Consider the following 12,873-nt stretch of genomic DNA (forward strand, 5'->3'; position numbering starts at 1 on the left):
AACGTTCTAAAGCAATACGATGGTGATACCGTCGTTGCCGCGTGAATAATCACGATCTTTTGTCAGGGCAGGACATTTGGCAGTGATCTGACGAGAAGCTTCGCTAAACGGTGAAAAGTCTTCGCCCTTTACATAGCCTTTTATGGCGCCAGAACGCTGTTTTTGTGCCAAAAGCTTTTGAACATCAGCTTTTATAGCACCGCCTTTTCCGCTTGAGCCATAACCGTGAATAATCTTAATGGCTTTATCTCCCCGCATTTTAGCGGTTTGAAGTGCGTTGTTTAAGCGACTGCGAGCCATTTCTACAGTGGGCATTCCTTGCTCAAGATTCACGATTCGGCAGTTCATGTCGGGCTCCTTCCGGTGTTTTGCATTGTAAGGCAGTTGCCTGCAAAAGGTGAAATTTTGGATATCAATAGGGTTAAAATTAACCTATAGTTTATCATATCATAAATTTGTTTTGCTTGCAATTTCAGACGTATGCTTCTATAATTAGACAAAATTATAACTATAAAGAGGAAATATTCATGCAAGATAAGCGCGAACTCAAAAGATGGCTGCTGTTAATCACCTATGCTACACTAATGACAGCCCTGATTATAAAGCTAGACGCTGCCGTCGCTGTGTTAAAGCAGTTGTTTTTGCTGCTAATTCCGGTGTTTGTGGGCGGTGCGCTGGCCTTTGTGCTGAAAAGGCCGTTTCATCTCGTATGTGCTTGGTTAACAAAAAATCTTTCGAGCCGGTTTAAACGCTTGGCCTCGCCCCTTGCGCTACTATTCGTTTACAGCTTGTTGTTTGGGTCACTGGCTTTGATTGTGTCGGTTTTAGTGCCGCAACTTGCGGAAAGCCTGCGATTATTGAGACAGAACGCCGAAGCATTTGCGCCTACGCTAACCAAATGGGCACAGCGTATGCAAAATGATTTGTGGGTTTTAAATATCGATTTTTCACCGTATTACGATACGCTCCAAAAGCTGCCCGAATGGTTGGGGCAAATTTTGCTTGGTGCAGTTCCACAGCTTTTTTCCGTGACCAATAGCGTGGTGCGCAGCATCGTCAATCTGGGGTTAGGGTTGGTGTTTTCAGTCTATCTGTTGCTTTATCATAAAACTTTGGCACAGCAGACCGAACGGCTACTCAAGGCGCTGACGTCGGATAGGGTTTATTCGGCTTTGATGCACGCAGGTGGGGTGACCAGTCACACCTTTACGCGCTTTGTGGTTGGCCAGCTGACCGAGGCGCTGATTCTTGGTTCTCTTTGCTTTGTTGGCATGATCCTGTTTCGCTTTGAATATGCGCTACTCATCAGCGTCTTGATCGGGCTGACCAGTCTGGTGCCAATTGTAGGTGCGTTTGTAGGCCTCGTACCAGCGGTGTTCATTCTGCTCATGATCAGTCCCAGACAAGCGCTGGGATTTCTGGTGTTTATTATTGTGTTACAGCAGGTGGAGGGGAATTTGATTTACCCACGTGTGGTGGGAGGCTCTATTGGCCTGCCGCCGCTGTGGATATTGCTAGCCATTACGGTTGGCGGCGGCATGTTCGGCATTTTGGGCATGCTTTTGGCTGTTCCAATCACCTCGGTAATTTATCAATTGATGGGCGAAGCAATAGCCCACCAATTGGCGCAAAAACAATCAAAACCCGAATCATCAAAATCTTAATACATGGTACGGCGAGGCCGGGGAATGACTGTTAAAGTTATTTCCCGGCTTCTTTTTATATAAATATTTCGAGTGCGCAGGCTAAATTTTAAAAAAGCATTGACTTTTTAGGAATTTCGAATATACTGTACATATACAATATTAACAGTAATGACAGATTGGAGGGACAGACGTGGATATCATCATCAGCAACGCCAGCGGAAAGCCCATCTACGAGCAAATAACCGCTCAAGTGAAAAACTTTATTCTTTCCGGGGAGTTGCGCGCCGGCGATGCGTTGCCCTCGATTCGGCTGCTGGCCAAAAATCTTCGCATTAGCGTTATCACCACCAAGCGCGCCTATGCGGAATTAGAGCGGGATGGCTTTATTGAGACGGTTGCTGGAAAAGGTAGTTTTGTCTCAGCGAGAGACGCCCAGCTCGTTCAGGAGCATCAGTTGCGCGAAATAGAAGTACACCTGCAGGCCGCCGTTGAAATGGCACTTGAAAGCGCCGTTAGCGTCGAACAGCTCTGCGAAATTATCACATTGCTATATAAAGGAGATTGACCGTGGAATATGCTATTAAAGCCGAAGGGCTCGTTAAGAATTACAGTGCGTTTTGTCTAAATAATGTCGATATTGCATTACCCAAAGGCAGTATTATGGGATTAATAGGGGATAATGGCGCGGGTAAAACTACACTAATTAAGCTGCTTCTTAACCTGATAAAGCGCGACGCGGGCAGCATTTCACTGCTGGGGCTCGACCCCATTGAGAACGAGCGCGCAGTCAAAACACAGATTGGCGTAGTATTTGACGAATGCTGCTGGTCGGAGCTGCTTTGTCCTGCCGAAATTGAAAAGATTCTTAAAAGACTGTATCCCACCTGGGATACCAACCTGTTTTACAGCCATCTTGACCGGTTCTCGCTGCCCGCCAAAAAGAAAATCAAAACCTTTTCTCGCGGGATGCGTATGAAGCTTTCGGTGGCGGCTGCGCTGGGTTCCTCCCCAAAGCTGCTACTGCTCGATGAGCCAACCGGTGGCTTAGATCCGATTGTCCGAAACGAAATCCTGGACCTTTTTATGGAGTTCATACAGGATGACGAACATTCCATCCTGATGTCCTCGCACATCACGACGGATCTGGAAAAAGTGTGCGACTACATTTGCTTTCTGCATCAGGGCGAAGTGCTGCTCTGTGACCAGAAAGATGACCTGCTCGAACACTATGGTATTCTGCGCTGCGGTGCAAATCAGTTGGCACAGGTTCCGCAGGAGTTTGTCATAAAGGTTATTTCGCATCAATTCGGCTGCAACGCGTTAGTACAAAATGCGACTAAACTTCGGCGGCAACATCCAGAGCTGACGGTGGACTATGCAACGCTAGAAGATATTATGCTATTTCATGTCAAGGGGGAAAAACAATGAGGGGTCTTCTGCTAAAAGATATTCTGATGCTTAAAAGCTATGCCAGGACGCTTGGCGCTTTAGTTATCTTCTATCTTATTTTTGGTATCGTCTGGGACAATGTCTTCTTTTTTGCGGGTATGTCTGGAATTCTTTGCGTGATGATGGTGATGAGTTCTTTTTCTTATGATAACTATGCCAAATGGGATCAATATGGCGCCAGCCTGCCGGTGACGCGGTCAGATATGGTCGGAGCGAAATATCTACTTGCGCTGCTTATGGCAGCACTCGGAGCTATTGTTAGCGGCTTGATGTACCTTGTTTTTGTATTGGTGCGCAAAGGCGACTTTTCAGCATTAATACCTATCGTATTGGGTACCACGGCTGCGGGCATGTTTCTAATTTCGGTGCTGTTGCCCTGCATCTACAAATTCGGTGCTGAAAAAGCCCGGCTGGTGCTGATGGTGGCGGGCGTACTGATTGCGTTGATCATATCGGCTATTGCATGGTTTCTGCCGGAGGGCTTTGATTTTCATGCTGTTAAAGTGCTGCTTTTAATGGTATTGTCAATAGCACCAGTTGTAGTTTTTTACCTTTCGTATCTGCTTTCCTGCCGGATATACCGAGGCAAGGAGCTGTGATGACGTGATTTGTACAAAACCGAATAAAGGCTTAATAAATGGAGAGCGGGCGCTTGTTGCACCTGCTCTCCATTTAGTGATTTTATAATTAATATCGGACGCGGTTACGCCCATCATGCTTTGCTTGGTAAAGTTTTTGATCTGCCCGTTCAATTAAATCATAAATTAAGTTTGCATTGGAGGGCTTTTTAGATGCCACACCGATGCTAACAGTGACGGAGGTCACGACATCAGAAAAAAGGCTGCGCACCTTTGTTTCTTCTACGCTGTGACGGATACGCTCCGCGACATGAACAGCGCCGGCTAGGCCGTCTGTAGGGAGGATGACAGAAAATTCCTCGCCACCATAACGAAACACCATAGCTGAAGAATTTTTGGTTTCGGTTTTCAGAACTTTTGCTATAGATTGCAAGATAAGATCCCCCTGAGGGTGCCCATAAGTATCGTTATATAATTTAAAATTATCAATATCCAACATGAGCATACTGAGATCGGTCGTTTCTTTAAGTGCACGGTTCCACACATGTTGTAGCTGAATATCAAAAGCCCTGCGATTGGAAATTTCGGTCAGGCCGTCAAGCATTCCCAGTCGTTCAATCATTTGCATCTGCTTAATAATATGTATTTGCGTATTGACTCGAGCGCCGACAATGCCATGTTTAAATGGCTTTTTTATATAGTCAACTGCACCGAGCATAAGACCACGTTCTTCGCTTGCTTCATCGTCCATCCCCGTGATAATGATGACAGGAATGTTTCGGCTTTGCTCCATATTTTTTAGCGTCTCTAGGACTTGAAAGCCATTCGCATCCGGTAAAATGAGATCCAAAAGAATAAGATGAGGATGAAATCTTGGTACTATTTCAAGCGCTTCCTTGGCGGTTAGCGCCATTGCCAGAGTGTATTTATGCTGGAGGATATTGTGGATAACATGTTGGTTTAACAGACTGTCTTCAACAACTAAAATTCTATATTTTACGTCCTCTTCCAAAAACGGGTTCCTCCCTCGCCGTATATTGCACTTTTAGTCTACAAAGTCAATGCCGATACCAAGAAATCAATGATACAACAGCTCTCATAAAGATGGATTCTTATTATTATATTTTGTTTTAACTATAACAGATAATTACAATTCCTACAATATTGTGACGAAATTTTCTATTAATTTCTAAATATGTTCTATGAAAACCATCGGGATATTTTGTCTATTGTGGCGGTTTGTATAGCTCAAACTCTACTAAAGCAGAACAAAATGTAGGAAGGCCGCAATGAACCGTTAGATAACAGATAAAAGCAGAATTTAATTCTTTGAATTTTGACAAGCGGAGGGCAGGCGCAATATGCGCCCGCCCTCCACTTCGAAGAACGCTTATGGACAAAGATTACCGGTTAGCAGCAGCCGCCCCAGCCTCCGCAACCACAGCCACCGCCACAACCGCCGCCGCAGCCGCCCCAGCCGCCGCAACCGCCGCCGCAGCCACAGCAGCAGATGATGATGATGAGAATTATAATCCACAGGCAGCCGCAACCGCCACCGCAGTTATTACCGAAAAACATAGTGTAACCTCCTAATATTAGATTTCATCACATATTATGTTAAGTATAAAAGCGGTGTTACAGCTTTGTTATTCAAAAGAGAGAAAACTTGACAAGATAATTTGTTCAATATGATTGCAACGGCGGTTTGTGGCATAAAATAAGCTGTGGGGTGAAGAAAATGTTTCGTTTTAACGGATTTACACAAAAAGCAAACGATGCTATTAATCTTGCAATCGCACAGGCCTCTGCGCTTGGGCACACCTATATTGGCAGCGAGCATCTGCTGCTCGGGCTGGTGTGCGCCGAAGGATCGGCTGCCAGCGTAGCGTTGACCTCCCGAGGGGTCAATGCGCAGGATATCACCGAGCTGTTGGTTCGCACGGTGGGGCGGGCTCCCCAGTCTGTCCTTAATTCTGACGATATCACGCCCTGTTGCAAAAGAATCTTTGAAACAGCGGTCTGTATAGCGCGTGACTATCACTCGCAAACCGTTGGCACCGAGCATTTACTGATATCTCTGTTGCGCGAACCTCAAAGCAGTGGGGTGGCGCTGTTAAAAGAATTGGGGTTGGACACCGCATCTCTATACAAAGCGATGTGTGATGTTGCAGGTGCTGTTAGCATGATTGGAGAAAAGGCCAACAGGGCAAATACTCAACGAACGACTAAGGCACAGCCTAAAACCCAGACACTCGATAAATTTTCACGCGACCTGACCCAAATGGCCAGAGAGCGCAAGCTCGACCCCGTTATCGGGCGTGATTCTGAAATAGATCGTGTTATTCGCATACTTTGTCGGCGCGGAAAAAACAACCCCTGCCTAATAGGTGAGGCCGGCGTAGGAAAAACCGCCGTTGTGGAAGGGTTGGCACAGCGCATCGCCATGGGAGAAGCGCCGTTTGAACTCAGCGAAAAACGGCTGGTTGCATTGGATTTAACAGCCGTTTTAGCGGGTACCAAATATCGTGGCGATTTTGAAGAACGCATCAAGACGATTATCAACGAGGTTGCAGCGGCGGGCGGTATCATCTTGTTCATTGACGAAATTCACAATATGATGGGCATCGGCGCAGCCGAGGGGGCAGTTGACGCTGCCAATATTCTTAAACCACAGCTAGCACGCGGGGAGTTGCAGGTCGTTGGTGCAACAACTTTTGAGGAATACCGTAAGCATATCGAAAAAGATTCAGCGCTGGAACGGCGTTTTCAAAGCGTCATTGTCAAGGAGCCCAATGAACAGCAAGCGGTAGAAATTTTAAAAGGTCTACGAGAACGGTATGAAACACACCACCGTCTCAAAATAACCGACGACGCGTTGGAATCTGCCGTGCATCTCTCGGCACGGTATATTCCCGACCGTTTTTTGCCCGATAAGGCGATCGACCTTATTGATGAGGCGGCGGCCTGCGTCAAGCTAAAAAGCTTTGCTGAAGGCGAATATGATGACAGCGAAGTTGTAACCAAGCTTAAAATTGCGCGCCGTCGCAAAGAGGAGGCACTCTCCTGCTGCGACTTTGAGTTGGCAGCATCCCTGCGCCGTCAGGAACAGGATCTGCAAGGTAAAACCACTGCAAAGCGCAACAAAACAAAAGGTGTGCTGGCAGTTAGCCAGAAGGATATCGCCGACTTAATCTCACAGACCACCGGTATTGATATCTCGTCTCTGACAGGTGAAGAGACCCAACGGCTGATCTCGCTTGAGGAGCGGTTGGGTGCAATGGTCATTGGACAGCACGAAGCTGTACGGGCGGTTTCAAAGGCCATTCGCCGAGGTCGCGTAGGTTTAAGCGACCCGAATCGTCCCGTGGGCTCATTTCTGTTCTTGGGTCCTACCGGCGTGGGTAAAACCGAGCTTTGCCGCGCATTAAGCAGTGTTTTGTTCGGCTCGGTAGAAGCGATGCTGAGGCTGGATATGTCGGAGTATATGGAAAAGCAATCGGTGTCAAAGCTCATCGGGTCGCCGCCCGGATATGTTGGGTATGACGATGGTGGGCAGCTCACCGAGCGCATACGGCGCAAGCCCTATTCAGTCGTGCTGTTTGACGAGGTAGAAAAGGCGCATCCTGACGTTTTACACGTTTTGCTGCAATTGCTTGAGGATGGCCGCCTGACCGATGCGCATGGACGTACCTGCAGCTTTAAAAATGCTATAATTGTCATGACATCAAATATCGGTGCGCGCAAAATTACCGACAGAAAAGCGCTGGGATTTGTTTCTAACGAACAGACCAACAGCGATGCAGCCATTAAGAAAGAGGTCATGTCAGAGCTTAAAAAGATGTTTAAGCCTGAGCTGATTAACCGCATCGACGAAATTGTTGTTTTTAACACCCTTGGCGAGGAAGCAATGAAAAGCATCGTCAAAAGGCTGCTTAAATCCGTCAGTGAACGCATGCAGGCCATTGGCATTGAAACCGAATTTTCCGCCGACGTTATCAGTTATATCATCCGTGCGGGGTTTGACCCTGATTATGGTGCGCGTCCACTGCGCCGTAAGATTCAAACCGCTATCGAAGATATTCTGGCGCAGGAGCTGCTGTTTGGGCATATCGCAGCGGGCGACAGCGTTTTGTGCCGTTGCTTGAATGATAAAATTGAAGTATGTAAAGTTTCGCTTGCACCGGTTAAAGAGCTGATGTCTTAGTGAAAAAAGAAAGGGCGCGCCGTTTTATGCGGCGCGCTTTAAAGTATTGACAAGTAAATTCTATAATGCAAGCGACGGGAAAATAGTGTGCAAAAGGGGGGCGGTGAGCACCCACTTTTGCGTCGACGCGCACAAAGTGCGCCGGATCGTTTGACCCTAGGCAACAAAAGGAACAACTTGATTGTTTTGCAAAGCCTGGCGTAAAAGCTTGAGCAAAGCGAAAGACATTTTCGAAAAGCTAGTTTGCACCGTTTTATGCGGCTGCTTTCATCATTATTCTGGCCCCCTGAGGAATATAAATGGTTTATACTGATATCTACTCAATTTGTCGACCAGTCTATTGAGATTTTTAGTGGAGTATCGGTATTAGCGGGGAGGGGTGCAGCATGTTCAGGCGGATTTGGCCGCGCAGGACTTTGCGAAGTCATGCGATTAAAATAAGATTACTGGTGTTCGCATTCGTAACATTCGGGCTGCTAGCGGCGGTTGACGCGCAGATACGGCCTATGATAGAATCCATGGCAGCATATCAGGCCAAAGTGTATGCCACCCGCGTCATAAACGAGTCCATCGGCGCACAGCTGACTGGCAACACCGTTTCTTATGATTCGCTTGTCAAGGTAACGTCTGACTATAATGGTCGGGTGACCTCGGTACAAACCGACATGGTGCGCCTTAACATGTTAAAAGCTGCCATGACCGACGCAGCCTCGCAGCAGCTTGCGCTGTTGCAGAGCCAGACGATACGTATTCCTTTGGGTACTCTGTTAGGCTGGCAAATATTTTCGGGCCGCGGACCCAAGATTGAGTTCAAGATTGTCCCCGCTGGCTTTGTGCAGTCGCAATTAAACCACCGTTTTGATTCGGCGGGCATCAACCAGACTCGGCATCAGATTGTCATGCAGCTAGATGCAAATATCATTGCCATTTTGCCGGGCTACACCGCTGCAAGTGAGATTTCAAGCAGTTTGATTTTGGCAGAAACAGTCATTGTTGGCGTGTCTCCCGAATCGTTCACCCAAGTATTGACCAAAAATGATGACACCGCCGGATTGATTGCCGACTATAACAAATGAAAAATTCCAACAATCATCTATAAATAGCATTTTGTACTAGGAATAGCTGTCATTTTATGTTACAATATATAATCATTGTCATAGCGCGACGGCATGTTGCCGCCATTGACAAGCTGATTTTTAAAAAAGGGTGTTATAGTATGCAACGCACTGAGGCTGAGCGGCGCGCAAATGAGCTGCGCAGACAGATAGAGTATCACAATATCCAATATCATTTTTATGACAACCCTGAAATTGAAGATTTTGAATACGACGCACTTACCCGCGAGCTGAAAGCGATAGAGGCTGAATTTCCGGAGCTGGTTACGCCGGATTCGCCTACGCAGAAGATCGGTGCGGCGACGCTGGGGGTGAAAAATACCTTTGCGCCGGTGCCCCACGCCGTGCAGATGGGCTCGTTACAGGATGTATTTTCTACTGACGAAGTTCGAGATTTTGACCGCCGTGTGCGTGAGAAAATTGATACGCCTGCATATGTGGTGGAGCCTAAGATCGACGGGCTTTCGGTGTCGCTGGAATATCGCGACGGCGAGTTTGTGCGTGGTTCCACACGTGGGGACGGCTTTGTTGGCGAGGATGTTACCGAAAACCTGCGCACGATAAAATCTATCCCGAAAAAATTGCCTGAGCCGTTACCGTTTCTAGAGGTACGTGGCGAGGTGTATATGCCGCTTGAAAGCTTTGCACAGGTGGTGGCACAGCAGGAGCTAAACGATGAGCGGCCGTTTAAAAACCCGCGCAATGCGGCGGCAGGTTCGCTGCGGCAGAAGGACCCCCGCGTGACCGCTAAACGCATGCTGGACATTCTTGTGTTCAACATCCAGCAGATTGAGGGCAAAACACTGACTAACCACGCCGAATCGCTGGCGTTTTTAAAGGCGCAGGGATTTCATATGATTAAGGCGCAAGAACCGGTCGCTGATATTGAAATGGTGCTAAAATCCATTGAAAGCATCGGTGAAAGCCGTGGTAAAAACCCCTATGATATCGATGGCGCTGTTGTAAAAGTCAATAGCTTTACAGACCGAGAAACCCTTGGTAAAACCGCAAAATTTCCGCGCTGGGCGGTCGCATATAAATATCCGCCCGAAGAAAAAGCGACCACGCTCTTAGGCATCGAGGTCAAGGTTGGTCGCACCGGCGTACTGACCCCGACTGCCGTGTTTGAGCCGATTACGCTGGCGGGCACCACCGTTTCCCGCGCGGTGCTGCATAATCAGGATTTCATCGACGAAAAGCAGATCGCTGTCGGCGATGTTGTACTGGTGCGCAAGGCGGGGGAGATCATCCCTGAGGTGCTCTCGGTTATCGAACACAAGGGTGCGGCGGTCTACAAGCTGCCAGAAAGCTGCCCATCCTGCGGACATCCTGTCTCAAAGGACGGAGATGACGCCGCAGTTCGCTGCCGCAATTTGGCATGTCCGGCGCAGCTTTTGCGCAATCTCATTCATTTTGCCTCGCGTGATGCAATGGATATCGAAGGGCTTGGACAAGCCGTTGTTGAGCTGTTGGTTTCTAATGAGCTGATTGCCTCTCCGGTGGATATTTATCGCCTGAAGGCTGAACAGATTAAAGGTTTAGAGCGCATGGGTGACAAAAGCGCCGCCAACCTTGTAGCCGCCATCGAGAAGTCAAAGCAAAACGACCTCTCAAAGCTGCTGTTTGGTCTTGGTATCCGCAACATCGGCCAAAAGGCAGCGCAACTTCTGGCACGGCGCTTTGGCGACATGCAAACGCTGATGGCAGCCACCCGTGAACAGCTTACCGCGATCGATACCTTCGGTGACATTATGGCGATCAGCCTCCTGGACTTTTTTGCCCAGACGGAAAATCAAGAGATGATCGAACAGCTCGATGTGCTTGGAGTTAACATGAAAAGCCTGCAAGCGCCGGTTGCCGACAAGCTTTTGGGTCTGACTTTTGTGCTGACCGGCACGCTGCCGACCCTCTCGCGCAATGAGGCGACTACCATGCTTGAAGCGCAGGGCGCTAAAGTTTCTGGCAGCGTCTCAAAGAAGACCAGCTACGTCGTCGCGGGCGAGGAGGCGGGCAGCAAATTGACCAAGGCGCAATCGCTCGGTATTCCGGTACTCGATGAGGCCGGCTTACTTGAACTTTTAAATCAATAAGTTATTCTGGAATATTCTAGTGATAGGAAAGGTGTGCAATATATGAAGATCGACATCAATCACATCGCAAAGCTTGCGCGTTTAAAAATGGACGAGCAGCAGGCGGAAAAGTTTGCCCGCCAGATGGAAGGAATCATCGACATGGTCGATAAACTCCCCGCCATTGAGGGTGTAGCAACCGGCCTTGATCCCGAGAATCCTATGGCGCTGCGCGCGGACGTCGCAGTACCGAGTGAGGCCAAGCGCGATGATATTCTGGCCAATGCGCCGCAGGTTGAAGCGGGCTGCGTGGTCGTTCCGAGAATCGTAGAATAGGGAGGAAACAAAAATGCTGTATCAGAAATCAGCCGCCGAACTTTCCGCGATGCTCAATAAAGGCGAATGCAGCGCGGTGGAGTTGGCCGTGTCGGTGCTTTCTCGCATCGACGAGACTGAAGATCAGGTTGGCGCGTATGTCACGGTTTGCCGTGAAGAAGCACTGGCCAAGGCGCTTGAAGTGGACAAAAAACGTGCACAGGGTCAGACACTTTCGCCGCTGGCAGGTATCCCAGTCGCCATCAAGGACAACATCTGCACCAAGGGCGTGTTGACCACTTGCTCATCTAAAATGCTTTATAATTTTAAGCCACCTTATAATGCGGCGGTCATCGAAAAGCTAGCTGCGTGCGATATTGTCATGCCCGGCAAGCTTAACATGGACGAATTTGCGATGGGCTCCTCCTGTGAGAATAGCGCAATTAAAATAACCCGCAACCCCCACGACCTTACTCGCGTGCCGGGCGGTTCCTCGGGTGGTTCGGCTGCTGCCGTTGCCTCGGGCGAGGCGGTTCTGGCGCTCGGTTCCGACACCGGCGGCTCTATTCGTCAGCCCGCTAGCTGTTGCGGCATTGTCGGCTTAAAGCCGACCTATGGCTCAGTTTCGCGTTATGGCCTAATTGCGTTTGCGTCGTCTTTAGATCAGATTGGCCCGATGGCGCGCACCGTCGAGGATGCTGCGCTGCTCTATTCGGCTATCTGTGGTCATGATAAGCGCGACGCGACGAGCACTCATCGCGAGTATCCCGACTTCACCAAGTTGATGAATAAGGGTGTCAAGGGCCTGCGTATCGGTATTCCGAAGGAGTACTTTGGTGCGGGCGTCACCGACGAGGTGAAGCATGCCGTTATGGGCGCTGTTGCAGCATTGGAAGCCGAGGGCGCGACTGTTAAGGAAATCAGCTTACCCTCCACCGATGCAGCGCTTGCCGCTTACTACATTATTTCTTCCGCCGAAGCGTCCTCCAATCTGGCGCGCTTCGACGGCGTCAAATATGGCTACCGTGCGGAGAAGATTGAGAACCTAATCGATCTGTATGAAGCATCCAGAAGCGAGGGCTTCGGCGACGAGGTCAAGCGCCGTATTATGTTGGGCACCTTCGTGCTGTCCTCCGGTTTTTTCGACGCTTACTACAAGCGTGCCAAGGTCTTGCAGCAGCAGATTGCCGGTGAGTTTGCGCAGGCATTTGAAAGCTGTGATGTGATTGCGACCCCGACTTCACCCTTCACAGCCTTTAAGTTGGGCGAAAACGTGGATGATCCGCTGAAAATGTACGCCGCTGATATCTGCACCATCACGGTGAATATCGCGTCTCTGCCGGCAATGTCGATTCCCTGCGGTACCGGTGCCGACGGTATGCCCATCGGCTTACAGCTCATCGGCCCGCGCTTCTCCGAGGAGATGCTCTTCAACACCGCACACCATTACGAGAAGCTTGTCGGCGGGTTTAACAAAATCCCCGTGATCGGTTAAGG

12 protein-coding genes are annotated in these 12,873 nt (G+C 48.9%); 9 read left to right on the plus strand and 3 right to left on the minus strand.

All coding sequences use genetic code 11. From position 1 onward, the window contains the following. Positions 1 to 6 precede the first annotated feature (6 nt). Positions 7 to 348: a Smr/MutS family protein gene (locus tag RBH76_01705; protein ID WMJ84163.1), complete on the minus strand. Its 342-nt coding sequence runs from the start codon at positions 346 to 348 to the stop codon at positions 7 to 9. Between the two features lie 179 nt (positions 349 to 527). Here RBH76_01705 and RBH76_01710 point away from each other — a divergent pair, with 179 nt between their 5' ends. The 4 genes from RBH76_01710 (at position 528) to RBH76_01725 (ending at position 3,694) form a co-directional block, all read left to right on the plus strand. Continuing rightward, positions 528 to 1,664: an AI-2E family transporter gene (locus tag RBH76_01710; GenBank protein WMJ84164.1), complete on the plus strand. Its 1,137-nt coding sequence runs from the start codon at positions 528 to 530 to the stop codon at positions 1,662 to 1,664. Positions 1,665 to 1,836: 172 nt separating this feature from the next. After that, the gene (locus tag RBH76_01715; GenBank protein WMJ84165.1) at positions 1,837 to 2,211 is read left to right on the plus strand and encodes a GntR family transcriptional regulator; all 375 of its coding nucleotides are present in this window, start codon (positions 1,837 to 1,839) and stop codon (positions 2,209 to 2,211) included. 2 nt (positions 2,212 to 2,213) lie between these two features. Then, the gene (locus tag RBH76_01720) at positions 2,214 to 3,074 is read left to right on the plus strand and encodes an ABC transporter ATP-binding protein (GenBank protein WMJ84166.1); all 861 of its coding nucleotides are present in this window, start codon (positions 2,214 to 2,216) and stop codon (positions 3,072 to 3,074) included. Then, complete coding sequence (locus RBH76_01725) at positions 3,071 to 3,694, plus strand: ABC-2 transporter permease (GenBank protein ID WMJ84167.1); 624 nt, start codon at positions 3,071 to 3,073, stop codon at positions 3,692 to 3,694. Before RBH76_01720 ends, RBH76_01725 begins: the two co-directional genes overlap by 4 nt. 88 nt (positions 3,695 to 3,782) lie before the next feature. Here the strand turns inward: RBH76_01725 and RBH76_01730 are convergent, their stop codons facing one another. Together RBH76_01730 and RBH76_01735 are read right to left on the minus strand one after the other, a co-directional pair. Continuing rightward, a complete protein-coding gene (locus RBH76_01730) occupies positions 3,783 to 4,685 on the minus strand; it encodes a diguanylate cyclase (protein ID WMJ84168.1) in 903 nt (300 codons plus the stop codon). Positions 4,686 to 5,083: 398 nt separating this feature from the next. Then, entirely contained in the window at positions 5,084 to 5,251 is a 168-nt protein-coding gene (locus RBH76_01735; protein WMJ84169.1) for a hypothetical protein, read from the minus strand. A 160-nt stretch (positions 5,252 to 5,411) separates the two neighbouring features. On the opposite strand from RBH76_01735, the gene RBH76_01740 reads away from it, so the two are divergent. The 5 genes from RBH76_01740 (at position 5,412) to gatA (ending at position 12,871) form a co-directional block, all read left to right on the plus strand. After that, on the plus strand, positions 5,412 to 7,877 hold the full coding sequence (locus RBH76_01740) for an ATP-dependent Clp protease ATP-binding subunit (protein WMJ84170.1): 2,466 nt from the start codon (positions 5,412 to 5,414) through the stop codon (positions 7,875 to 7,877). A 386-nt stretch (positions 7,878 to 8,263) separates the two neighbouring features. Further along, positions 8,264 to 8,953 carry a sporulation protein YunB gene (gene yunB, locus RBH76_01745; GenBank protein ID WMJ84171.1) on the plus strand — a complete coding sequence of 230 codons (690 nt, stop codon included), beginning with the start codon at positions 8,264 to 8,266 and terminating at the stop codon, positions 8,951 to 8,953. Between the two features lie 140 nt (positions 8,954 to 9,093). Continuing rightward, complete coding sequence (ligA, locus tag RBH76_01750) at positions 9,094 to 11,082, plus strand: NAD-dependent DNA ligase LigA (GenBank protein ID WMJ84172.1); 1,989 nt, start codon at positions 9,094 to 9,096, stop codon at positions 11,080 to 11,082. A 42-nt stretch (positions 11,083 to 11,124) separates the two neighbouring features. Continuing rightward, entirely contained in the window at positions 11,125 to 11,397 is a 273-nt protein-coding gene (gene gatC / locus RBH76_01755; protein ID WMJ85182.1) for an Asp-tRNA(Asn)/Glu-tRNA(Gln) amidotransferase subunit GatC, read from the plus strand. 13 nt (positions 11,398 to 11,410) lie between these two features. Continuing rightward, complete coding sequence (gene gatA / locus RBH76_01760; GenBank protein WMJ84173.1) at positions 11,411 to 12,871, plus strand: Asp-tRNA(Asn)/Glu-tRNA(Gln) amidotransferase subunit GatA; 1,461 nt, start codon at positions 11,411 to 11,413, stop codon at positions 12,869 to 12,871. Positions 12,872 to 12,873: the final 2 nt, after the last annotated feature.

It is taken from the genome of Oscillospiraceae bacterium MB24-C1 (genome assembly GCA_030913685.1).
Taxonomy (GTDB): Bacteria; Bacillota; Clostridia; order Oscillospirales; family Ruminococcaceae; genus Yanshouia.